Origin of the sequence: Nitrospira moscoviensis (genome assembly GCF_001273775.1) — a bacterium.
GTDB classification, from domain to species: Bacteria; Nitrospirota; Nitrospiria; order Nitrospirales; family Nitrospiraceae; genus Nitrospira_D; species Nitrospira_D moscoviensis.
The window spans coordinates 2156135-2179108 of record NZ_CP011801.1; the positions used below are offsets into that span (position 1 = coordinate 2156135).

24 protein-coding genes and 1 rRNA gene are annotated in these 22974 nt (G+C 60.4%); 15 read left to right on the forward strand and 10 right to left on the reverse strand.

Annotated elements, in window-relative coordinates:
• Nucleotides 1-83 precede the first annotated feature (83 nt).
• The 4 genes from mtaB (at nt 84) to NITMOv2_RS10665 (ending at nt 4272) form a co-directional block, all read left to right on the forward strand.
• Nucleotides 84-1409 (forward strand): tRNA (N(6)-L-threonylcarbamoyladenosine(37)-C(2))-methylthiotransferase MtaB, encoded by a 1326-nt coding sequence (mtaB, locus tag NITMOv2_RS10655; RefSeq protein WP_053379850.1) that lies wholly within the window; start codon nt 84-86, stop codon nt 1407-1409.
• A gap of 7 nt (nt 1410-1416) precedes the next feature.
• Nucleotides 1417-2748, forward strand: a complete 1332-nt coding sequence (gene miaB / locus NITMOv2_RS10660) for a tRNA (N6-isopentenyl adenosine(37)-C2)-methylthiotransferase MiaB (protein ID WP_053379851.1) — start codon at nt 1417-1419, stop codon at nt 2746-2748.
• 373 nt (nt 2749-3121) lie between these two features.
• On the forward strand, nt 3122-3253 hold the full coding sequence (locus NITMOv2_RS24670; RefSeq protein WP_274519517.1) for a hypothetical protein: 132 nt from the start codon (nt 3122-3124) through the stop codon (nt 3251-3253).
• Between the two features lie 50 nt (nt 3254-3303).
• Complete coding sequence (locus NITMOv2_RS10665) at nt 3304-4272, forward strand: hypothetical protein (RefSeq protein WP_053379852.1); 969 nt, start codon at nt 3304-3306, stop codon at nt 4270-4272.
• Nucleotides 4273-4309: 37 nt separating this feature from the next.
• Here NITMOv2_RS10665 and NITMOv2_RS10670 read toward each other — a convergent pair whose 3' ends face one another.
• From NITMOv2_RS10670 to NITMOv2_RS10680, 3 genes are read right to left on the reverse strand one after another with little or no spacing between them, the layout of a single operon-like run.
• A complete protein-coding gene (locus NITMOv2_RS10670; protein WP_053379853.1) occupies nt 4310-5023 on the reverse strand; it encodes a 3'-5' exonuclease in 714 nt (237 codons plus the stop codon).
• Nucleotides 5020-5415 (reverse strand): (deoxy)nucleoside triphosphate pyrophosphohydrolase, encoded by a 396-nt coding sequence (locus NITMOv2_RS10675; protein WP_053379854.1) that lies wholly within the window; start codon nt 5413-5415, stop codon nt 5020-5022. The genes NITMOv2_RS10670 and NITMOv2_RS10675 overlap by 4 nt, the downstream gene beginning before the upstream one ends.
• A 10-nt stretch (nt 5416-5425) precedes the next feature.
• Nucleotides 5426-6148: an A/G-specific adenine glycosylase gene (locus NITMOv2_RS10680; protein WP_053382058.1), complete on the reverse strand. Its 723-nt coding sequence runs from the start codon at nt 6146-6148 to the stop codon at nt 5426-5428.
• 180 nt (nt 6149-6328) lie between these two features.
• On the opposite strand from NITMOv2_RS10680, the gene NITMOv2_RS10685 reads away from it, so the two are divergent.
• The 3 genes from NITMOv2_RS10685 to NITMOv2_RS10695 are packed head-to-tail and all read left to right on the forward strand — an operon-like array spanning nt 6329 to nt 7178.
• Nucleotides 6329-6655, forward strand: a complete 327-nt coding sequence (locus NITMOv2_RS10685; protein ID WP_053379855.1) for a PilZ domain-containing protein — start codon at nt 6329-6331, stop codon at nt 6653-6655.
• A gap of 54 nt (nt 6656-6709) precedes the next feature.
• Nucleotides 6710-6913, forward strand: coding sequence for a hypothetical protein (locus tag NITMOv2_RS10690; protein ID WP_053379856.1), 204 nt, complete (start codon nt 6710-6712; stop codon nt 6911-6913).
• Nucleotides 6914-6917: 4 nt separating this feature from the next.
• Entirely contained in the window at nt 6918-7178 is a 261-nt protein-coding gene (locus tag NITMOv2_RS10695; protein ID WP_053379857.1) for a type II toxin-antitoxin system RelE family toxin, read from the forward strand.
• A gap of 16 nt (nt 7179-7194) precedes the next feature.
• On the opposite strand, the gene NITMOv2_RS10700 is transcribed toward NITMOv2_RS10695, so the two are convergent.
• Complete coding sequence (locus NITMOv2_RS10700; protein WP_053379858.1) at nt 7195-7731, reverse strand: NUDIX hydrolase; 537 nt, start codon at nt 7729-7731, stop codon at nt 7195-7197.
• 27 nt (nt 7732-7758) lie between these two features.
• On the opposite strand from NITMOv2_RS10700, the gene NITMOv2_RS10705 reads away from it, so the two are divergent.
• The 5 genes from NITMOv2_RS10705 to rrf all read left to right on the forward strand — a co-directional run bounded on the left by NITMOv2_RS10705 (nt 7759) and on the right by rrf (nt 13210).
• The gene (locus NITMOv2_RS10705) at nt 7759-8931 is read left to right on the forward strand and encodes a THUMP domain-containing class I SAM-dependent RNA methyltransferase (RefSeq protein ID WP_053379859.1); all 1173 of its coding nucleotides are present in this window, start codon (nt 7759-7761) and stop codon (nt 8929-8931) included.
• Nucleotides 8932-9011: 80 nt separating this feature from the next.
• Entirely contained in the window at nt 9012-11396 is a 2385-nt protein-coding gene (lon, locus tag NITMOv2_RS10710; protein WP_053379860.1) for an endopeptidase La, read from the forward strand.
• 117 nt (nt 11397-11513) lie between these two features.
• Nucleotides 11514-11933 carry a peptide-methionine (R)-S-oxide reductase MsrB gene (gene msrB / locus NITMOv2_RS10715; RefSeq protein ID WP_053379861.1) on the forward strand — a complete coding sequence of 140 codons (420 nt, stop codon included), beginning with the start codon at nt 11514-11516 and terminating at the stop codon, nt 11931-11933.
• Between the two features lie 234 nt (nt 11934-12167).
• Nucleotides 12168-12545: a cupin domain-containing protein gene (locus NITMOv2_RS22720; RefSeq protein ID WP_083447932.1), complete on the forward strand. Its 378-nt coding sequence runs from the start codon at nt 12168-12170 to the stop codon at nt 12543-12545.
• A gap of 549 nt (nt 12546-13094) precedes the next feature.
• Nucleotides 13095-13210: ribosomal RNA gene (gene rrf, locus NITMOv2_RS10720) — 5S ribosomal RNA — on the forward strand.
• 111 nt (nt 13211-13321) lie between these two features.
• Here the strand turns inward: rrf and NITMOv2_RS10725 are convergent.
• The 4 genes from NITMOv2_RS10725 to NITMOv2_RS10745 form a co-directional block, all read right to left on the reverse strand.
• A complete protein-coding gene (locus NITMOv2_RS10725) occupies nt 13322-14443 on the reverse strand; it encodes a tetratricopeptide repeat protein (RefSeq protein ID WP_053379862.1) in 1122 nt (373 codons plus the stop codon).
• Entirely contained in the window at nt 14440-15912 is a 1473-nt protein-coding gene (locus NITMOv2_RS10730) for a tetratricopeptide repeat protein (protein ID WP_053379863.1), read from the reverse strand. The genes NITMOv2_RS10725 and NITMOv2_RS10730 overlap by 4 nt, the downstream gene beginning before the upstream one ends.
• Before the next feature lie 1055 nt (nt 15913-16967).
• Nucleotides 16968-17546 (reverse strand): RNA polymerase sigma factor SigZ, encoded by a 579-nt coding sequence (gene sigZ / locus NITMOv2_RS10740; RefSeq protein WP_083447934.1) that lies wholly within the window; start codon nt 17544-17546, stop codon nt 16968-16970.
• Between the two features lie 90 nt (nt 17547-17636).
• Nucleotides 17637-18083, reverse strand: coding sequence for an ArsI/CadI family heavy metal resistance metalloenzyme (locus NITMOv2_RS10745; RefSeq protein ID WP_053379866.1), 447 nt, complete (start codon nt 18081-18083; stop codon nt 17637-17639).
• Nucleotides 18084-18248: 165 nt separating this feature from the next.
• Here NITMOv2_RS10745 and NITMOv2_RS10750 point away from each other — a divergent pair, with 165 nt between their 5' ends.
• Nucleotides 18249-19139 carry an NAD(P)-dependent oxidoreductase gene (locus tag NITMOv2_RS10750; RefSeq protein ID WP_083447935.1) on the forward strand — a complete coding sequence of 297 codons (891 nt, stop codon included), beginning with the start codon at nt 18249-18251 and terminating at the stop codon, nt 19137-19139.
• Between the two features lie 109 nt (nt 19140-19248).
• On the opposite strand, the gene NITMOv2_RS23880 is transcribed toward NITMOv2_RS10750, so the two are convergent.
• Nucleotides 19249-19407 (reverse strand): hypothetical protein, encoded by a 159-nt coding sequence (locus tag NITMOv2_RS23880; protein WP_187299430.1) that lies wholly within the window; start codon nt 19405-19407, stop codon nt 19249-19251.
• A 260-nt stretch (nt 19408-19667) separates the two neighbouring features.
• Between NITMOv2_RS23880 and NITMOv2_RS10760 the strand changes: the two genes are divergently transcribed.
• A complete protein-coding gene (locus NITMOv2_RS10760; protein ID WP_053379868.1) occupies nt 19668-20021 on the forward strand; it encodes a flagellar basal body rod protein FlgC in 354 nt (117 codons plus the stop codon).
• 54 nt (nt 20022-20075) lie between these two features.
• A complete protein-coding gene (locus NITMOv2_RS10765; protein ID WP_053379869.1) occupies nt 20076-22208 on the forward strand; it encodes a B12-binding domain-containing radical SAM protein in 2133 nt (710 codons plus the stop codon).
• Nucleotides 22209-22280: 72 nt separating this feature from the next.
• Here the strand turns inward: NITMOv2_RS10765 and NITMOv2_RS10770 are convergent, their stop codons facing one another.
• A complete protein-coding gene (locus tag NITMOv2_RS10770; protein WP_053379870.1) occupies nt 22281-22916 on the reverse strand; it encodes a peroxiredoxin in 636 nt (211 codons plus the stop codon).
• Nucleotides 22917-22974 lie beyond the last annotated feature (58 nt).

Genomic DNA, 22974 nt, shown 5'->3' on the forward strand with positions numbered 1-22974 from the left:
TCAAAGGAGGCGCGCGGATTTTTTATGATTCTCCTACAACGAACCTTGCCTGGCTGCTCGGCACCTCCCTATAATGTTCGCCCATGGCGACGAAACGCGCTTCGCTGCATACCCTGGGGTGCCGGTTGAATCAGGCGGAAACGTCGATTCTGGGCGAGGGCTTGCGCAAGCAGGGATACCAACTGGTGGCGTTCGGCGAGCCGACCGACTTACTGGTGCTCAACACCTGCTCGGTGACGGAAGACGCCGAGCGGACCTCGCGCTACCTGATCCGCAAGACGCTCAAACATTCGCCGCAGGCCTTCGTCGCCGTGACCGGTTGCTACGCGCAAACCGGAGCCGACGCCTTGCGGCGCCAGGCCGGGGTGGATCTCATCGTGGGCCATCAATACAAAATGGACCTGCCGGCGTATCTGCCCCCGATCGACGAGATCGGAAAAAGAAACGTGCCCGATGTCCGCCATTCCCGAGCCATGTCGCGCGAGGATTTCGCGTTGCCCGAATATGGAGAATCCGACTCCACCAGGGCGTTGCTGAAGATCCAGGACGGCTGCAGCGCCATGTGCAGCTTCTGCATCATTCCCTTCGCGCGCGGTCATGAGCGCAGCCGCCTGCTCGACGACGTTATGCGCGAGGCGGAGACACTCACGGCTCGCGGGTTCAAAGAGATCGTCCTGACCGGCGTGAACATCGGGCAATATTCGCAAGGCGAACACGATTTCTGTTCCCTGCTGCGCCGCCTCGAACACGTGCCGGGGTTGGTTCGCATCCGAATTTCGTCCATCGAGCCGACCACGGTGGCCGATGAGCTCCTGGACATGATGGCCGCGTCCGACAAACTGTGCCCCTATTTACATCTCCCCTTGCAGAGCGGCGACGACGGCATGCTGACCGCCATGAACCGCAAACATGATGTAAAAGCCTATGTGTCGTTGGTCGAGCGGGCGATGCGGATGATCCCCGGGCTTGGTTTGGGCACCGACTTGATGGTCGGGTTTCCCGGCGAGACCGAGGCGGCCTTTGCCAACACGGCGGCCGTGGCGGCGGACCTGCCCTTCTCTTACCTGCACGTCTTTTCTTATTCTCCCCGGCCCGGCACCGCCGCGCTCCGTTTGAACGGCCGCGTGGCGGCGGCGGCGACAAAGAAGAGAGCGGACCTGCTCCGTGAGATCGGCGATCGCAAGCGGCTGGCCTTCCATAATAAACAGATCGGCATCACGGCTTCCGTGTTGTTCGAGCAAGGCCTGCACGACGGTTATCGGTGCGGCACGACCCCCAACTTTACACGAGTTGCCGTGGCTGAGACGGAAGATCTCCACAATCACATCAAGCCGGTGACGATCACCGCCGCCACCGATCGATGGGCGATCGGGCACATTCCGCGGCCAACCCAACCGGACGAGCGGTGACGGTCCTATGAGCGCACGATCGACGCCGATAGTTCATATCGAGACCTTCGGCTGCCAGATGAACGAATCGGACAGCGAGCTCGTCCGCGCGATGCTCAAACGTGAAGGGTTTGCGTTCACGGAGGACCGGGAGAGGGCCGACGTGGTCCTGGTGAATACCTGCGCGATTCGCGAGAACGCCCATAATAAGGTCTATGCTCACCTGTCGGAGATGCGCAGCCTGAAGAAGCACCGCCCCCTGGTCGTCGGGGTCCTGGGCTGCATGGCCCAAAATCTCAAGAGCGAATTGGCGCAGAAAGAGCCGCTCGTGGACGTGCTGGCCGGCCCCGACGCGTACCGGCAACTGCCCAAGCTGATCTCCACGGCGCTCGAGTCGCAGGAACAGGGCTTCTCGCAGAAGGCCTTCGCCCTCGATCTCTCGGAGTACGAAACTTACGAGGGCGTCCTGCCGGACCGGGAGAGCGGCGTCAACGCCTGGATCACCGTCATGCGCGGCTGCGACAACTTCTGCTCTTTCTGCGTCGTGCCCTACACGCGCGGCCGCGAACGCTCGCGGGACCCGCAGGGCATCCTGGCGGAGGCGCAGGATGCGGCGGCCCGCGGCTTTCCGCAAGTGACGCTGCTCGGCCAGAATGTGAACTCGTACCGGTTCGACGAATGGGACTTTGCCAAGCTGGTCGAAGCGGTGGCCGACCAGCCGGGCATCGAGCGGGTGCGGTTTACCTCACCCCATCCGAAGGACTTTCCGCAGGCGCTCATCGAGGTGATCGCCGCCCATCCGAACGTCTGCAAGCATGTGCACCTCCCGCTTCAGGCCGGCAGCGATCGTATTCTGGATCTCATGGGCCGCACGTACACGGGCGCGGAATATTTGGCGTTGGTGGACCGGATTCGCGCGTCGATCCCCGAAGTCGTGCTTACCACCGACATCATTTGCGGTTTCTGCTCCGAATCGGAAGAAGACTTTTTGGAAACCTATTGCATGATGGAACGGGTGCGGTTCGACTCGGCTTACATCTTCAAGTACTCCGAACGGAAGAATACCATCGCCGCCAGGAAGTATCCCGACGATGTGCCGGAAGAGGTCAAAGGCGCCCGGGTGGCGAGACTCGTGGATCTCCAGCGCCGCATCACGTTGGAACGCCATCGCGGCTTCATCGGCCGTGACATGGCCGTGTTGGTCGAAGGGGACGCTGCTCGCTCGGCCAATCAAGGCATGGGAAAGACCGACGGCAACATCACCGTCGTCTGGGATAAGGGACCGGAGCCTTTTGTGCCGGGCCGGCTCGTGACCAAGCGGATCGTCGCAGCCAATGCCGCGACCCTCTACGGGGCATAGCCGGACCTATCCACTTATTCTCCGATCAATATCCGCCTCTCACTGCCAGAACATTTGTGCACGTATTTTCCTCCATGCTGAACATTTTCTGACAGCGTGCTGTCAGGGATGACGATCCGCCCTCTTCTCCACTCCAACGTTGCCTGCGCTCCCAGTGCTGCGACATTCTTGATGCCTTATGTAACAAACCGGTTTCTAACCCTTTGAACTCATAGGCCGATTGCTTCTGCTCACATGGAGATGAGCGGCACCGGTCATCCGTCACCCCACCGGCTTTGCGTTATTCCATCGCCCCGGTATTGCTCCAATATCAAAGGCATACAGCTTGCTTGCACGCTTGGCTGAACGCAGAAAAAAGTAAGCCGCCCTTCACATGAGGCCAAGCGAACCACAGCAGAATTCCAATCCTTCGGAGACCGGCATGACACTCGAGACGATCATTTCGGTCGGCGTACTCGGATGGCTCTTCATGGGCATGGTGCTCATGGGGCTCGGCATCTGGTAGCCGGCGGCTTCTTCGCCCTCGCCATCCACGACTCTACAAAGGAGACATCTATGCGTCCGTCATTCCACAGTCGAGCACTTCGATTCAGCGGCGTGTTGGTGGCGATGGGTCTGGCGGCGGCGGGTTGCTCGATGTTTTCGGGCGGACAGAACCTCCATGCCAGTCCGAGAGGCATGGTTCAGTTGCAGGAAGTCGCCGACTGGGCTTTTGAGGCCAGTCACCCGGCTGTGATCGACCATATGACGATGATCAAAGTCATCAAGGGAGTCCTCGGAGAGGACTCGATGAGCGGATCAGCCAAATTGCCCGCCGGTGGCGCCAAGCCGATGAGAGTGTTCAGCGATGAGGACGCCGAGTTTCTCGCTCCCCTGCTGGCCCAAGGATTATCCCAGGCGAAACCGGAGCAGATTGTCGGTTTCACGGTGTCTTCATCGGCAGGGTCAGGCGCCGGCCCCACGGCGGGCACCATGTACGTTCAGGGCGGAACGATTTATCTGACGATCGCGCCGTCGGGGAACAAGAAGAGCTATTCCTTCATGCCCGGCCAGGCCGCTCGCATCGAGAAGGCTCCGATGTACGCAGCCGGGGCTGCCGGCGGGATGTCGATTGCCATCGATTATCAGGCGCTCGCCAGGAGCCAGATGCCGGCACCGGCCCCGATGGCCACCGCGCCGAAACCCGCCGCGCCGCACATGGCGCCCATAGCCAAGCCGTCCGCCGCGCAAGAGGCGCCGGCCCAGATGCGGCCGCTGCCGGTCACCGCGCAAGCGCACGCCGAGGCACCGACCGGTGAGATGTCGAACGACGACTTGCTGAATAAGAAGCTGGATGAGCTTCGCCAAGCCCGCGAGAGCGCCGCCTTGAAAGAATCCGAAGTTAAAATGCTGCGCAAGGAAGTCGAATGGATGAAGCGGGAGTTGCGGGAGCGGACCGATGAATTGAAAGCCATGCGGGCCAGCAAGGCGTCTACGCATCAAGCGCCCAAGAAGAAAACCGCGGAAGCTCGCCCGCTGCGCTGAAGCAACCCGTGCAGCTGTTCAGAAAGACCGCAACCTGCTATCCGACATCGATCAGCTCCGGCTGGAGCAATACGACTTCGCGGGACAGAGGCTGGCGGAAATTCATCCGGCAGTAGCAGGCATAGGTCACATAGGTGTCTTGCAAGCAATAGCGGGCCAGCTCGATCCCCTGGCCCAACTCCCACATCCCCGCCACCTGCTCCCCGCTGCCCGATTTCGTATCCACCTGTAACGCGCGTGCCAGGACGTCGAGCTTGACCCAGCCCCGCGTATCCCAGTTGCTCCAGATCGCCATCGTGTCATAGACCGGCTCGGTGCGGAACTTGGCCAAATTGATGTCGAGGCTGGGCTTGACTTGGTGAATGATGGACCGTTTCTTGATGAAGGGCAGATCGAAACCCAGGCCGTTATGAGTGATGAACAGGCTGGGGCGGTCTTGGGCCAGGCGGGTCCAAAATTGCCGCAGCAGCTCCCGCTCGTTGTTTCCATACCAGGCTACGGCGCTGCGCGCTTCCATCTGATCGGTGAATTCGAGCAGCCCAATGCAGACGATCCGGCTGAAGGTCCCGTCGAAGGCCGACTTGGCGTAGAGCTCATCCTCAGCCTGCCGCTGCTCTTCCGCCGCGCCGACCGTGAAGAGGTCCAAATCCCCTTCCGGGAGCAGGCGCTCGCCGCACGGCTGCTTGCCGAGCAGGCGCGCCCATTCCTCTCTCGGCGCCTGAACGGTTTCGATGTCGAGCACGACCCTCATGGCCGGCCGTCCTGTTGCAACGCTTCGATGATGATCCGGTCCGCCGGCGGAAACTTGTAGCGCGGCAATTCTTCCGGCAGCACCCACCGGATCTCGGCGCACTCGATCGGCGCCGCCTGTCCCGCTTCGATGGCACAGCGATAAAAATGCAGCTTCACCGTCTTCTCGGGATACTCATGCCGGATAATGCGGTACGGAACCGGCACGTCGATGCGGACGCTCAGTTCCTCGAACAGTTCCCGCCGCAGACAGTCTTCGAACGATTCGCCGGCCTCCCGTTTGCCTCCCGGAAACTCCCAGTATCCCGCCAGATGCACACCGGGTTTTCTCCGTGCGATCAGGTAGCGTCCGGCGTGATGGATCAATCCTGCGGCCACTTCGACGACTTTCATGGCGTCCGCTCTAACTTCCATTGGTTCCGGCGTCGAACGGATAGGTCTTGCAGATGGACTTCATCGGACACAGCAGACAGTAGGGATCGCGGGCGGTGCAGACCATGGCCCCGAAATCCATGATGCCCTGGTTGAAGTCGTAGCCCTTGCCGCGGGGGATCAAGGATTCGGAGAGCGCCCACAGCCGGGATTTTTGCGCTTTCGGATCTCCCTCGGCGATGAAGACCCGATGCAGCACGCGGATGACGTTGGTGTCCAGGATGGGCGCGTCTTCGTTGAAGGCAAAGGACCGAATCGCCCCGGCGGTGTAACGGCCGATGCCTTTGAACGACAGCAGTTCGTCGGCATCGTTGGGCAGCGATCCGCCGTAGCGCGCCACGGTTTCTCGGGCGATGCTGTGCAGCCGCTCAGGGCGGATATTGTAGCCCAGCGGATACCAGGTCTTCTTCACGTCGGACACGGGTGCGTCGGCCAGTTCGGCGAAGCTGGGATAGCGCTCGAGGAACTCATGATACTTGGGAATGACGCGGTCCACCTGCGTCTGCTGCAACATCACCTCGGAGACAAGGATGTGATAGGGATCGGAGGTCTTGCGCCAGGGAAGATCACGCCCATGCTCCCGGTACCAGGCCAGAAGCCGCCGCTGGAACGCCCGCTTCAGCGAAGGAGGAGGAAGCTGTGCATCGACGTTCTTCTTCCTGCGGGCGCGGGCGGGGCGGCTTTGTCGGGGCATATCAATGGGTCCTTGGCCGGCGGCATTGTAGGAGTCCCGCGGGGCAAAATCAAACGATCGGACGAATCCGTCCTCACGGTGGTTCGTCCAGCTGCCGGGATCAGCCTTTTCATTGACAAGAGCACCCTCGCCCACTAGCCTGCTTCAATAGTATCCGTCCATCCACCGCGAGAGGGATTCATGGTCGTTCGCAAGCATCCGCGGTTCCCGGTGACGTTCTCCGGCACATTGGTTCAACCCGACAAATTGCGCTATCCGGGTTCGTTGCGCGACCTGTCCGTGAAGGGCTGCCGGGTGGAAAGCATCATCAGACCTTTCACCGGCATGCAGTTGGAAATCCACCTGGAGCTTCCCGGAGAGGCCACGCCCCTTACCGTGACAAAAGCCGCCGTCCGCTGGACCGGCTCCGCCGGAATCGGCGTCGAATTCCTGACGGTCGCCCCCCCGCAGCAGGAACGACTCAATCGAATCGTCCAGCAGCTCTCCTCCCAAGCCGGCCACGCTTAGCCATCCTGCTCTTCAAGTTGCATTTCAGGCCGAGCCCTTCGTATTCTCCGCCTCATGGACCTGTCGCAACTGACCTTCGAACAACTCAAAGAATTGGTGCAGGGCATGGTCGATGACCGGCTGCGGGAGCTTCTCGGCGATCCGGATCTTGGCCGCGCACTCGGCGCCGACCTGCAAGCCCGCTTGAAAGAATCGTTGCTGAGCCGCGAGCGCCTATCGGGCGAGGAAGTGGCGGAGCGGCTCGGCCTGCGCTGGTAGTCCCATGGCGTGGTTTCGCATCGCCTATCGCCCGGCCGTAGTGGACGACTTGGCTCTGGTCGACCGCGGGATGGCGCAGCGATTGCTCGACAAGACGAAATGGATCGCCTCGAACGTCGACAATCTGCGCCACGAACCGATCTCGGCCGATTTGCCAGGCCTCAGCAAATATGCTGTCGGCGACTGGCGGATCTTCTATTCGATCGACCGGCCGGACCAGATCGTGGACATCCACCGAATCCTGCCCCGCAAAAGCCGTAACTGAACCGCCGATCAACGGATTAGATACGGTCGGAGAGGCTTGCCAAATGGAGTTGGAACTGCCCCCGTCGAACGTCGGCGGCATAGCGGGCGAGTGCGTCTTTGACTACGGGGAACGCCATGTCGTCCCACGGGATGGCGGAGAGCGGGAAGAGCTTCACTTCGAGGCTTTCTGAACCGGCTTTATAAATCGGCGCTGTCATCTGTCCGCGGAACACCAGATACACCTGGCCGATGTGGGGCAAGCTGAGCACCGCGTACAAGGATGTGATGGCGACGTCCGCCTCGGCTTCCTCCTTCGTCTCCCTCGCCGCGGCCTGCTCGGTGCTTTCGCCGATCTCCATGAAGCCGGCCGGAAACGTCCAGAGTCCCAGCCGAGGTTCGATCGCGCGCCGGCACAATAAGATCTGGCCTTCCCATTCCGCAATACAGCCGGCGACGATCTTGGGATTGTGGTAATGAATCAGGTCGCACTGCTCGCAGACGTGGCGCGGCAGGTTGTCGCCGGCGGGAATTTTTTGCGTGACCGGGGCGCCGCAGTGGCTGCAAAACTTCATGGGCTTCGGTGACCTGGAATGACTAGGATGGATAGCACAAACTATCGGTGCTTTGCACCCTGCCCCAGGGGTCTGGAGGCCGTGCTGAGCCGGGAGTTGGAAGACCTGGGCATCGCGGCAACGAGCCGCACAGAAGGAGGCCTGTCGTTTACCGGACCGCTGGAAACGGTCTATCGGGCCAATCTGGAAAGCCGCCTCGCCAGCCGCGTGTTGGTCGAGGTCGGACGGGCTCCATATCGCTCAGAGCAGGACGTCTATAAGGCCGCCTATGACTTGCCCTGGCCAGACTGGTTTGCCGCCTCCCGCACCATCAAGGTCAAGGTCAGCGCCCGCCGTTGCCCGCTCAAAAGCCTGGACTTTCTGGCCTTGCGCATCAAGGATGCCGTCTGTGATCGGTTCGTGAAGACGACCGGAATGCGGCCGAGCGTCGATACCCGCCGGCCGGACATTCGCATCGACGCCTTTCTCGATCAGACCACCGCCACGCTCTATCTCGACACGTCGGGTGAGCCTCTATTCAAGCGCGGGTATCGCCGCGCCTCCGTCGAAGCTCCGCTGCGGGAAAACCTGGCAGCCGGCCTCTTGCGATTGGCGGGCTGGAGCGGCACCGAGCCATTGCTCGATCCCCTGTGCGGCAGCGGAACGATCGCGATCGAGGCGGCCCTGCTGGCGAGGCGGACCGCCCCGGGCCTCGGCCGGTCCTTCGCCTTTGAGAAGCTGAACGATTTTCGATCGGACCTCTGGAAACGTATCCGCGAAGAATCATCGGCCAAGCAATTACCCCGCAGTCCCACCCTCATCGCTGCCTCAGATCGGGATGCCAAGGCGATCGAGGCGGCGCGCGAGCATATGAGCCAGGCCGGCGTCCAAGAGGACATCGTCCTCTCCCACCGTGACCTCTTCGACGTCGAGCCACCCGCACCGCACGGGATCATCCTTACCAACCCGCCCTATGGGGTACGCATGGGCCACCAGCAGGACTTCAACGAATTCTACTCTCGGTTGGGGCGCTGGATGAAGCATCGCTGTGCCGGCTGGACTGTTTGTCTGTTCACCGGAGACCTCCGCTTGCCCAAGCTCATTGGTCTGGCCCCCGCGCGCCGGATTCCGCTCTTCAATGGCGGGCTTGAATGCCGGCTCTACATCTTCCCTATGGTCGAAGGCGGCATGCGCCGACGAAAGACCTCCGCTCCGGCTTGACTTGCTCACCGGCGGGCCTATCTCTGTTGTCATGCCGCCATCTAAAGGCGGCTTTCACCGCCCACAGAAGGGATTTTTCGATGGAGAACGAACCGAGGGTGTTGACGCTTCCCATATTGCCGATAAAGCGAACAGTGTTGTTTCCCGGTGTCATGATGCCGCTGACGATCGGCCGGCCCCGCTCTATGGCCGCCGTGAATGCGGCGATGAAGACCGAGGAAAAAATGATCGTGGTGGTGGCCCAGCGCGATCCCCAGACGGAAGAACCGGGGACGGCCGACCTCTATACAATCGGCACGAAAGCCATCATCAAGCAGATCGGCCAAGGATCGGAAGGAACCATTCACGCGCTCACGCAGGGGTTGGAGCGGGTTGTGCTGATCAAGGAAGAGCAGACTGATCCTTACCTAAGTGCCCGTGTTCGCCTGCTCGACCGGCCCACTGGAAGCGGCACGGAGCTCCAGGCGCTGCACCGCGCGATTCAGGAGCTGGCGGCGGAGCTGCCCCGGCTCATCCAAGCGCCCGGCATCCAGGAGGCGAGCGTGGCCTTCGCGAACGAGACGGACCCGGTGGCCTTGGCCTACCGTATCGCGTCGATGGTCAATCTCACCGTGGCGGAAGAGCAGAAACTGCTCGAAAGCTCCTCGACGGTCGATTTGCTCCGCGATTTGTATGCCGCACTGTCGAAGGAAATCCAAATCCTACAGCTGCGGGACAAGATCGCCAGCGATACACAGGCCAAGATCGGGAAGAATCAGCGCGAGTACATCCTGCGCGAACAGCTCAAGGCCATCCAACAGGAATTGGGCGAGGGTGAGGGCGAGGAAAACGAAATCGCGCACCTCAAGAAACAGATCGAGGAAGCCGACCTCCCGGACCATATCCGGAAGGAAGTCGAGCGCGAGGTGACGCGTCTCGGGAAGGTTCCGCCGTCATCGCCGGACCATCAGGTCTTGCGGACCTATCTGGAATTGGTCCTCGAACTGCCGTGGAAGAAAGCGTCCGAAGAACACCTCAACCTGTCCAGGGTTCGGCAGGTATTGGAGGAAGATCACTACGGCATCAAGGAAGTCAAAGAGCGGATCGTCGAGCACCTGGCCGTGCTCAAGCTCAATCCGACGGCGAAGGCGCCGATTCTCTGCTTGGTCGGTCCTCCCGGCGTCGGCAAGACGAGCCTGGGCCAATCGATTGCCCGGGCCATGGGACGGACGTTCGAGCGGTTCAGCCTGGGCGGTGTGCACGATGAAGCGGAGCTGCGCGGCCATCGCCGCACGTACGTCGGCGCGTTGCCGGGCCGCATCATCCAAGCGATGCGCCGGGCGGGCGTGAACAACCCGGTGTTGATGTTGGACGAGGTCGATAAGATGGGGCGCGACTTCCGAGGAGACCCGGCCGCCGCCCTGCTCGAAATCCTCGACCCGGCGCAGAACCACACATTCCGCGACCACTATCTGGATTTGCCGTTCGATCTGTCGAAGGTGTTCTTCATCACGACGGCGAACACGCTGGATACGATCAGCCAACCGCTGTTGGACCGGATGGAAATCATCCGGCTCCAGGGCTACAGCGAGCGGGAGAAGGCCGAGATCGCCCGGCGCTACCTATGGCCGAGGCGGCTCAAGGAAGCGGGCCTCGATGCGACGCAAGCCGTGCTGCCGGACGAGGTGCTCGATCTCGTCATCAGCCGGTACACGCGGGAAGCCGGCGTGCGCCAGTTGGAACAGATGTTGGGCCGCTTGACGAGAAAAGTCGCGCTGGCCTTTGCGGACCTGCCGGAAGGCCAGGAGCGGGCGCCGGTGACCATCACGCCCGAGATGCTGGCGGAGTGGCTCGGGTCCGAGCGGTTCATGCCGGAAGAGGCCAGAAAAGAATTGCCGCCCGGCGTGGCGACCGGGTTGGCCTGGACGCCGACCGGCGGCGACGTGCTCTACATCGAAACCACGCTCCTGCCCGGCAGCCATGACTTGACCCTCACCGGTCAGCTCGGCGACGTGATGCAGGAGTCGGCGCGCGCCGCGCGGAGCTATCTCTGGTCGCATGCCGAAAGCATGGGCCTCGATATCTCGCGGTTCAAGCGGAACGGCGTCCACATCCACGTGCCGTCCGGCGCGATTCCGAAAGACGGCCCGTCCGCCGGCATCACCATGGCGACGGCGCTGGCCTCGGCCTACGTCGGCAAAATCGTGCGGAGCGACACGGCCATGACGGGCGAGATCAGCTTGAGCGGGCTCGTCCTGCCGGTCGGGGGCATCAAGGAAAAGGTGCTGGCCGCGCATCGGGCGGGCATCAAGCGGATCATTCTGCCCAAGGCCAATGTGAAGGATCTCAAGGATGTGCCGATCGAAGTGCGGGAAGACCTGACCTTCATCCCGGTGGAACGGATCGAAGAAGTTCTTCCGGCCGCCTTCAATCACGACGCCGATTCGGATCGACCGGAGCCGGTGGCTGCGTCCGCTGAGCGCTAATCAAAGGACCCCGGAGATACGCGCCGGGGTCCCTCACCTTGCCCCTCTGTCTTTTCCTGTGTAAGGATAGCGCGAGGTCCGCGACTGATCGAAGTATCATCTTGCCCGGAGGATACCATGGCGGCAAAAATCGACATCGGCCCGATCGTGAAAGTGGTGAAGAGCGACGAGGAATGGAAAAAGCTGCTGGCGCCGGCGGCCTATCGCGTCCTCCGGCACGAAGACACAGAGCGCGCCTTCACGAATCCGCTCCATGAGAATCACCAGCCCGGCATCTACCATTGCGCCGGCTGCGACCTGCCCCTCTTCTCCTCCGAACACAAGTTCGACAGCGGCACCGGCTGGCCCAGCTTCTGGCAGCCGATCGACCCCAAAGTGATCGAGACGCGCACCGACTCCAAATTTTTCATGACCCGCATCGAAGTCCACTGCGCCCGCTGCGAAGGACACCAAGGCCACGTCTTCAACGACGGCCCCAAACCGACCGGCCTCCGCTACTGTATCAACGGCGCTGCACTGAAGTTCGTGCCGGCGTGATGCCCCCTTTTTTCTATCAGTCCACCTGGTCCATCTACCCCACAAACGCAAGCTCACGTGGTTGGGCCGGTTGCTTGTGGCCAGGTGGCAATCTCCATGGGGAAGGAGCGGGCTAACAGTCAAATGGATGCGTCCAGCCCAACAATCCGTGCGATCATGTCACCTCGGCGCGGGGCCCATTTGACGCCTTAGACGGCATGGGCGCAATAGAGAAGAGCGACGCTGGAGGAACACGTGGGTAAATCAACCGCCACTTACTGGAATCCGCTAAATCCTGAAAACCAGGAACGGTGGGCTCCAATCAAAGGATTGGAAGGAGTTGCGGAGGAATTGACGCTGAGTGCCGATCCAGTTACCGGAGAGTACACCAGACTGACACGATTTCTTCCCGGGGCGGATACATCTTCTTTCGGAGGAAAGAGTCATTCTTATCCAGAGGAGGTGTTCATTGTCAGTGGTCGTCTTTACGACCGTGCGTTTGACATGTGGCTGGAAGCAGGCCACTACGCAAGCCGGCCTCCAGGTGAGGTTCATGGGCCGTTTAAAACCGACGTCGGATGTGTGGTGCTAGAAGTATCGTTTCCCAATCGTGTTAGCAGCGACATCGGCTAATTCTGACCCCGGCTTTCGGTTGCGGCCGGCATCTGATCTATCCTCTTCTCCTCCGAACCGAGAATGGCAACGTGTACGATGTCGATCTTATTGACTACCATTAGGAGCTGACCATGCGTATGAAGAATCCCCCTCACCCTGGGTTGTCCGTCGGCCATGACTGCCTCGAGCCGCTGGGGCTTTCCGTCGCAGAAGGAGCCAAAATACTGAGCGTAACTAGGCAGCAATGAACAATATTGTCAGCGGCAAGACTGCGATTCACCTGGCCGTGGAGTCTCTCGAACCTGGCCGCGTTGTTCCGCTTTAACCTGCTGACGTACCGGAATCTGTGGGCATGGCTCGATGCGCCGTTTGAACATCCGTTGCGCGCGTCGGCACCCACGCAAGGAACGCTCTTCGCGACGTAATCTTGGACAGCAGCATGGGAACCTCATCCGAGAACCGGAACCCAAGCCGTCTAACAAGTACAATTTTCGTGGGGAGGACACTGAGGGGCAGATTATTTTGGACTGTAGTGAGTCTGACCCCTTCATGTCAATTGTGATTGTTCCCGGTGGCTTTTCCGGAGGGGCCACACCCGTTCTAGAACACGGAAGTTAAGCCCTCCAAGGCCGATGATACTGCTGGCGAGAGGCAGTGGGAAAGAAAGTAGGACGCTGTCGGGTTATAAGAGGCCGATCAAGTTGCAAAACCTGGCCGGCTTTTTCTTTTATAACCCGGTACAACGTCGGCGAAGAAAGGCGAAGGGGTTTATCAACCACCTGACGAGAGTCTATTCACCTTGTGCGCTCTTGAATAGCCGGCTTCCGAAATTTGGCTAGAGCGTCTCGCTGCGCGATGCCTTCCCGGTGTTTGGCAATCATCGCGCGGGCATCGAGCATGTACGGTTGTCGTTTCAGGGTTTCTTCAAAATATCTAATCGCTTCCTCCAATTGGCCCATATCACCGTACACATAGCCCAAATGGTAATAGGCTTCCCAATTATCCGGATCGAGAGGAATTGATTTCTTCAACACCGCAGCGGCCTCGGCTGACTGGCCGGCCCAGTTCAACGCAGTCCCGTAAGCCTGCATGGTGCTATAGGACGGATATTGCTGGACTGCGTGTTGGAAGAAAGGCAGCGAATCTTGATAGCGGAGTCCCTGAAATAATAGCCATCCGATATCCACCGCTGTTTTCCAATCTTCCGGTTTCAGCCGCAGGTACCTCCAACCGCTTTCGATTCCCTCGGCCCAGCGGTCATGCTTCAATTCGAATTCGACCTTGGCTCGCCAGACAAGTGTGGCTGTCGGGGACCGCTTAAGAATCTCGGTTCCATACCAGCCCCAGTCTTGCTCGATCGCTGTGACGGTTGGAATGTCAAACATGCCTCGCTTGATTTTCACGCTGACCGGCTGGGCTCCCCAGAGTCGGGCCTTCTCTCGTTCAGTGATCAAGACCCGCATCGGATGATCGGGGTCGTCTCGATACCTCAGCGTGACCCAAGAACAGGCGTTCGGTAGCCCCACCGTTTTCTTCCATGTCTCTGAATCGATTTCTGCGGCTCGGTGGAGCGGCGGTGTCGTGTCCAGCGTGCCATTGGCATAGAGCACGAGACTAGAGTACACGAAGAGTCGGACAAGCAACCCGATTGACCATTCAGTTCTCGTCAAGAACGATCGGATGGGATCCCATCGCGGAAGGTTCGTCGCAAACTGATTGACGATGAGAATAAATTCATAGATGAGCAAGATGACTCCAACCACCGGTAGAAGGAGAAACAGCATGGAGCCTTGGAGTCGATACTGATAGTGCATCCAAATGCCAAGGCCGCAGGCGGCAGCGCCCATGCCATATTGCACGGTAAGGCGTCCCCACATGTTTCGGAACAACTGGATCAACCAGCTTAGCCAGCTCATGAGACGTCGTGTCCAAGGCCCTTCCTGACATAGGGATAGAGATGCTGAGCCCCCTTGTTATCTGGATCTCGTTTTAAGACCTGCTCTAGACATGTGGCCGCCTGGCGATATTGTCCTGTGTAGACGTATTGCTGGCACAGATAGGTTTTAAGGGTCAGATCGTTATCCCCCAATCTGATCGCGGTTTCATATTCGACGATTGATTCCTGCACACGTTTCTGGTTTGCGTACACATTTCCAAGACCCCGATGGGCATAGGATCGGGCCGGATCAATGGCGAGCGCCATTCGATAGGTCTGAGCCGCTTCATCGTAACGTTCTAGCGTTTCCAGGCTCATGCCGATCGCCTCGTAGAAGGCAGGATTTCTGGGTTGAAGAGTGAGTAACTGGCGGTAATAGCCGATCGCCTCCTCGGCACGACCAAGGTTGAAGTGGAGTTTGGCCGCTTGGGCCAGCAGCTCCTGGTTCTGCGGCGATTCGCTCAGACCTGCCTTGACGTACTCAAGAGCCTGGGGATAATCCCCAAACCGCTCAGTGAGAAACGCGATCAAATTTGCCCGGTGCAACTGGTCCTTGGGACTCGCCTCAACGGCTCCCTTCCACATCTGGTACTCATTGAGAAGATCGCTGCCTCGATGACGATAAATATTGGCCGCCCATCTAAAGGCTTCGGCATTGAGGGAATTCAGGTCGATCGCCTGCAGAAAGAAACTCAAGGCACGGTCATAATCGCCGCGTTTATCCTCGAGCACGCCCAGCGTGACATATGCATCGTCGGGGCGTCCACCTAACTCAATGGCCCGATACGCGGCCTTCGCGGCGAGAGGTGCATTCGAAGGATCATAGATTCGAAGGTTCCGGTAATAGTGTGCTAGGAGACACCACCGAAGTCCGTCTGGTGTGCCTTCTTGAAGCTCGTCGACAGCCTCCAGTGTCCAGAGAAAAGTTGTCAGGCGGGCCTCTACTCGGTTGCTCCGCAAAAGGCGATTCAAGGTATCGATGGCCTGATTAGGAGCCTGGGCGTAAGTATGCGCGACTGCTGTTAACAGCAGTGCGTCGGCATGGGTTTCGTCATGCTCGAGGATCTGGTCGAAATGAAGCAAGGCTGCGTGGAAGTCGCGTTGCGCTAATGCCACTTCACCACGTGTTAACAACGCCAATAAGTCATCATGCTGAGTCGCGAGTTGCTGATCCGCTGCGAGAGCGGCTGTGGCCACGTCGCCCTGCAGCAAAGCCCTGTACGCGTGGTCGCCGGTGTCCCATTGTCTCCATCCTCCATCGCGCAAGTGGGCACGGTAGGCCGTAGCAGCCTTCGCATAGTGACCAGTAAGGTAGTATGCGAGGCCTTGAGCACCATGAAAGGATGCTTGAAACAACCGTCCATCCATTTCCTCAATTCGTTCCCGGGCATACAAGAAGAGGATAGCAACAATGATCCCGAGCACCACCCGCCGGTAGGAGATCACCATGAGAAGCAATTCTTCCCAAGTTGGGAGAGACCACCACCGGTTTTCCGAAGGCACAGACGTTGCTATTTGACTCATCGCATTCCTCTCACTCGCATTGCAACGCTCGTTCTCAATCGAGGGCTGCACAGTTAGGTTGGCAAGTGTCGCGCTCGCATTACTCCAGGATGGTCAAGTTCGATCACTGCTGCCTTACTGATTCCGGTCAACCATGCCATTACAGAACGTTCTACTTACTGCTCCAAGATATGTCCTAAGCATTCCGTCACAAATATAGCAGACCCATGAACCCCTGGCATTTTGGCCTCCACTGGCCTATGAGAAGCTTATTTGACATGCCTGCGGAACGTTGCGACTAACAGAAACGGCAGATTGTGCGAGAGATGGAGGGGTGGTCTTGGTCCCCTTCTGGACAGCAAATGACATGGGGTCGGGCAAATGAAAGGAATGGGGTCGGGATGAGCTGGCCCGGGTTTGACGGACACCTTTGATCGGGGACAGCATGTCCAGAAGAGGCGGGTGGGGCGACTCCCGCTGTTTAACCAGCCGTCAGACGTGCCGCCTTCGAGAAGATTGACTCAAGCCGCCGCGGCGATGCAGGTCCGGATCGCCGCCTACTGTCTGATGCCCAATCACTGGCATCTGGTTGTGGCCCCGCCGCGATGGCGAACTCTCCGAGGTGCTGCGCTGGATCACGGTCACCCATACGCAACGCTGGCATGCGCATCACAAGACCTCTGGGACCGGCCGGTCTACCAAGGGCGCTTCAAGTCGTTTCCGGTGCAGACGGATGAGCATTTTCTCACGGTGGCTTCGCCGGGAATACAGATCCAGGATCGCGTGGGGACGAAGGTGAAATCGGTCGCCCAGACGCGATCCTTGGCGGCGACCGCAAAGTGCTGGTTCAAGCGATTCGGAATCGGGGCGAGATCTGGCTGGTGACGGGTCTGCACCGTCCGGATAATCAACAAAGGGGTCTGACCCCTTAAAGTCCGCTCAATTCCTCCATCGCTCCGAAAGGCTATCCTAGAAGCCGCATAGCATAGAAGTTCCATCCCCTAGCACGACGGCGTGTCCGGGCGGCGGTGTTCGAAGTCCATGACGCCTTTGCGGCCGTCGAGCTCGATGGCGCAGCAGTCTTCGAGTAATTTTCTGAGTTGCTTGCGTCCCCGCTGCACGCGCGACTTCATGCCGGGCACCGACAGCCCCAACCGCTCCGCCGCCTGCTGATTGGTGAGGCCTTCCAACTCCACCAGGCTGATCGCCTGGCGGTACTCCTCCGACAGCCGCTCGATCATTGGGCGGAGGCAGCCGGACAGTTCTGTCTTGGCCGTTGAATCCATATCGGCCGTGGGCTCCGGGGCTTCCACTTCCAACTCGTCCGCCAAGCCGACGGGCAATTCGCGCTGCCGGCCCGGCGAACGATAGTAATCGACGATGACGTGGCGCGTGATTTGGAACACCCAGGAGATCAGCCGTTCCGGCTCCTTGAGCTGATCGAGGTGCCGATGCACGCGCACGAAGACTTCTTGCAGAATGTCGTCCGTCTCCGCCTCGTTCCCCACCCGCTTGGCGATGAAGCCTCGCAGGCCTTCGTGGACCTGCTGCCAGATGTCCTCTACGCGCTCGTCCATCATTCCTCTCGCCGGATCGCTACGTTACGCCCGGCCATGTCTCGATGCAATGTCCGGCTGTGCCGGGATCGGTGCGGCCGGACGAGTTGAGCCTCACGCGCCGGCCTGGCACGTCTTGGCGCCCCGTCCATCGGCCTCCGGTACGCAGCAGCCGGTCTTCGTCAGCGGCCCGTCGACGGCCAGCTGCTCGTGGACCGTGAAGATCTCCCACGCATTGCCGTCCGGATCGGAGAACCAGACCTTGTCCTGGCGGGCAAAGCAGCAGGCGACGTTTTCTTCGACGTGATCCAGGATCCCCGCCGTTTGGAGGCGCGTCTTCCAGGCGGCCACCTCGGCGGCGGATTCCACCTCGATCCCGAGATGGTCGACCGTACTGACGCGGCCGGTCGAGGAGACGAGCGAGAAATTGAGCGGGGGGCTGGTCAAGTCGAACTTGGCGTAGTCCTTCGTTTGCTTCTGCGGTGCGACCCCGAAGATCTTCCGATAGAACTCCACCGAAGCGGGCACGTCGCGCACGTCGAGGGAAAGATGTGGTCTCATGGCGGTCTCCTTTCAAGCAGCTATGAGGGCATTATTGCCTTCACCCCCATAGACGGGGAATGCCGGAAAAGGATGCAGCCGGCCCCTCCCCTTGACGATTCTCCACCGATCCGGCATACCACCCGGCGAAACGCCTTCCAGCTTTGTGACGCGGGAGTGACTGTCATGACACCACTGCATATCGGCTTTGTCGGCGTGGGGCGCATGGGCGCCAATATGGCGCGGCGGTTGAAGGAGCAGGGGTATGCCCTCACCGCGTTCTATGACAGCCATCACCCGGCTGCGCTCTCGCTCGCTTCTGAATTACAGGCACAGGCGGCTCACACGCCAGCCGAGGTGGCGAAAGCGTCAGGCATCGTCATCACGGTCGTCTCGGACGATGCCGCCATGCGGAGCATCTTCGCGGAAAACGACGGTACGAGTCTGTTGGCCCATGCGCAGGACCGGCTGTTCATCAACTGCGCGACGCTCTCGCCCGAGATTCATGTGGATATCGAGCGGCTGGTGGCGGCGCGCGGAGGCGCGAGCCTGGAGGCCTGCATGGCGAGCAGCATCGCGCAGGCGCGGCAAGGGACGCTCTATCTGATGTGCGGCGGAAAGCCGGAGGTCTTCGAAAAGGCCAAGCCTCTCCTCGGCGCACTCGGTAAGACTGTTCGTTATATCGGCCCGGCCGGCGAAGCGGCCAAAGTGAAAGCGCTCGTCAATATGGTGATGAACAGCAACACCGCTGCGCTGGCGGAAGGCTTGGGACTCGGCGATGCTCTCGGTCTTGATCTGACCATGCTGCGCGAAGTCTTCAGCCAGACCGGCGCGGCTTCGCGCGTGCTGGAAACGGACGGCGAAGACATGCAGCAGCGGGCGCACGATTGTTACTTTTCCGCCGCCCACGCCGCCAAGGATTCCGCCATCGCCTTGGATCTCGCCGCCCACGCGGGCCTACATCTCCCCGTGGCCCAAGCCACTCTCACCCAATATCGCCGGCTTGTCGAGCTGGGAAAGGGCGAGCTGGACAAATCAGCCGTGGCCGAACTGACGTTTAAGGAGCGATCGGCCTGACTTCTGCACCTGGATCGCCCGCCTGGTGTTTGGTTTGCCGCACGGCACCGCGATCGGCAGACCGGGTGCGAGCCTTGTGACATGGCTACTTCGTGACGCAGCTTCTCCATCAGCCCACCGTGCCAGCGGGCCGTGGAATCGGCAGATGGGGCGCATGTTGAACGCCGCGCCATTCCGCATCCTTCAACAGCCCGCGGCCGTGGAAACGTTCGTGCATCGCATAGCAAAAGGGGCAGTTGAAGTCGCCGTAGGCCAGGAGCGGCTGCACGACTTGATCGTTGTCATGTCGCTAGCTTACCGATATTGTGCGGTCCTCGTCACCTGAGGGGTTCGTTTCGAGGGCGTCGAAACCAGCCACAACGTGACCGAACGGACAGCGCGCGCCAGTGCCTGTCCAAGCCCATTGCAGTCCTCCGCTTCGATTTCTGCCCACTGTGACGGATTGCTGCCACGGCCGCCCGCGCGCCGTGATCTCTGCTACACTCCAACCACATTGGCCGAGAAGCCTCTAGAAACGGGAGGTGTCGTATGATCTCCGCCATCCACACCGCGCTGTCGGGATTGAGCGCCTTCGCCAAACAGATCGAAGTCAGCGCGCATAACATTGCGAACGTCAATACGGACGGCTTCAAGAAATCCACGACCGAATTCGTCGAAGTCGAAATCGGCGGCGTGCTGCCGGTCGTCCAGAAGGACGCATCGGCCGGTCCGGCGGTGTTGAAAGACACCGGCTATGGGCCGGCGCAAGTGGAGCTGTCGAACGTGGATCTCGGCGAAGAGGCTGTCACCCAGATCATCGCCCAGCGCGGCTTCGAGGCGAATCTGCGCACGCTGAAGACGGCGGACGACATGCTGGGGAGCATCCTGGATACGAGGAAATGACGTCCCGCTGACCGCACATAGCATTGCGCGCAGGCGGTATGGTATCTCCCTGGCATGGCCCGGCCGCGCGTCCTCCTCCTGATTCCTCCTCTTACGCAACTGAATACCCCCTACCCTTCCACCGCCTACCTTACCGGCTTTCTCCGGTCACGAGGCGTCTCCTGCGAGCAGGCCGATATCGGTATCGAGATGGTGTTGCGCCTCTTCAGTCGTCCGGGACTCCGGACCCTGTTCGACGAAGTCGGCCGGCATGAAGAGCGCCTTCCGGTTGAAGCCCGCAGGATGCTGAACGCGCGGCAGGCTTACCTCGAGACCATCGACATGGTGATCGAGTTTCTGCAGGGCCGGAAACCCTCCCTGGCGGCAACGTTGGCACAGCGGGGAACATTGCCCCGCGGACCGCGGTTCAGCGGACGGACGCCGTTCCGGCGACCGGTATCGGCGGAAGATCGGGCCAAGCAGCTGGCGACCTTCTATCTGGAAGACCTCGCCGATCTGGTGCAGGCGGTCGTGTCCCCGCACTTCGCGCTCAGCCGTTACGCCGAGCATATCGCGCGGTCCGCGTCGTCCTTCGACGCTCTTGAGAAGGCGTTGGCCGAGCCGCTCTCCCTCCCAGATCGGCTGATGCTCGAGTCGCTATGGGAACACGTCGACCGGGTGAAACCGCAGTTGGTGGGGCTCTCGGTTCCTTTTCCCGGGAACCTGTACGGAGCCTTTCGGATCGCGCAGGCGATCAAGCGTCATCGAGCCGATATCGCCGTCGCGCTGGGCGGCGGCTACGCCAACACCGAGCTGCGGCGCGTCAATGACCCCCGCGTCTTCGAGTATGTCGACTTCATCACGCTGGACGACGGCGAGCGGCCGCTGCTGTCGTTGATCGAGCACCTGCAGGGGGAGCGCGCACGCGACAGGTTGTGCCGGACGTTCTACCGCGAGGATGGTCGCGCCCGCTTTGCGGACGATCCGACGGTGCGCAATTTTTCGATGGACGAGGTCGGTTGCCCCACCTACAGCGGCCTGGCGCTCCACCGCTACCTGACGATTCTCGACAGCACCAATCCCATGCATCGGCTCTGGAGCGAAGGCCACTGGAACAAACTCACCGTCGCGCACGGATGCTATTGGAAGCAATGCACCTTCTGCGACGTCGGCCTCGATTACATCGGCCGGTATGAGCTCACGCCGACCGATCGGCTGATCGGACAGATCCGGCAATTGATCGCCGAAACGGGCCGCCGGGATTTTCATTTCGTCGATGAAGCGGCGCCGCCCGCTGGTCTGAAGGCGCTGGCATTGGGATTGTTGGAGCGCGGCATTCGGATCCGCTGGTGGGGCAACATCCGTTTCGAAGAAGCCTTTACGCCGGACCTCTGCCGGCTGTTGGCCGCGTCGGGCTGCATCGCCGTCACTGCCGGACTTGAGGCGGCATCGGACCGCCTGTTGGAGAAGATGAAGAAAGGGATCACGGTCGATCAGACCGTCCTGGTCGCGGCCGCGTTTCGTGAGGCGGGTATCCTGATCCATGCTTATTTGATGTATGGGTTTCCGTCTGAGACGCTTCAGGAAACCGTGGACTCCTTGGAGCGTGTCCGCCAGCTCTTCGCCGCCGACCTCGTCCAGTCGGCGTTCTGGCATCGATTCACCGCGACGGCCCATAGTCCGATCGGCCTCCATCCGAACGCGAACGGCATCCGCATTCTCGGGCCGCGGTTCGGAGGATTCGCGGAGAACGATTTGCGCCATCGCGACGAAGCGGGCGACACGCCGGATTGGCTCGGCGAAGGCTTGCGCCGCTCGATGTTGAATTTTCTGGAAGGCCGAGGTCTTACGCTGGATGTCCGCGAGTGGTTCGAGCAGCACGTCCCCCGCCCGCGCGTTTCGCCCGCCTGGGTACAGACGCTACTGGAGCGGCGGCTCATCCGTGACGATCCGACCGTGGAGCGGCGGCTGGTGTGGTTAGGGGAAGCGCCTCTGAACCGAGAGATTTATCCAAAGCTTCCGCGCGAGGGGACTAATTGGCTTCAGGATCTCATTCGACAGGCGACTCCCACGGAGAGTCGAGCCGGCCACTATCCCCGCGTTCGCGATGTACTGGCCGGGTTTCCGGGCGGCGCAAGCCGGTTCAATTCCTTCCTCAACACTCCAGCCTGGAGACGACTTCGCCGTGCCGGCCTTCTGCTCGTGTAGATCGGCGTCCCACGAAAGCAAAGGCGGGAGCCCGTCATCCGGACTCCCGCCTCATCGGTTGCCGATCGCCGACTACTTGTTCGGCTGAGGCGTGTACCGCAAGTACGGCTTGATGGTCTTGAAGCCCTTGGGAAAGAGCGTCTTCGCTTCCGCATCATTGACGGCCGGCGTAATGATGCAATCTTCGCCGTCCTTCCAGTTGGCCGGAGTCGCGACCTTATACTTTGACGTGAGCTGCAACGAATCCACCACTCGCAGTAATTCATCGAAATTCCGACCGCATGATGCCGGATAGGTCAAGGTCAGCTTGATCTTCTTATCCGGCCCGATGACGAAGACCGACCGCACCGTCATGTTGTCGAGTGCGTTTGGGTGAATCATGTCGTAGAGATTCGCCACTTTCTTATCCGGATCGGCGATGATGGGATAGTTCATCGTCGTCTTCTGCGTTTCATTGATGTCGCTGATCCAGCCCTTGTGGGAATCCAGCGGATCCACGCTGACTGCGATGACCTTGACGCCCCGCTTCTGGAATTCCGGAGTGATCTTCGCCACGGTGCCCAACTCGGTCGTGCAGACCGGCGTGAAGTCCTTGGGGTGCGAAAACAGGATGCCCCAACTGTTGCCCAGCCACTCATGGAAATTGATCGTCCCTTCCGTGGTCTCCGCCGTAAAGTTCGGCGCTTCGTCTCCCAATCGTAGTGCCATGACGCCCTCCTTCTATCCGTTATGAATGATTGTCATCGAAGCACTGACTGCCGCTACG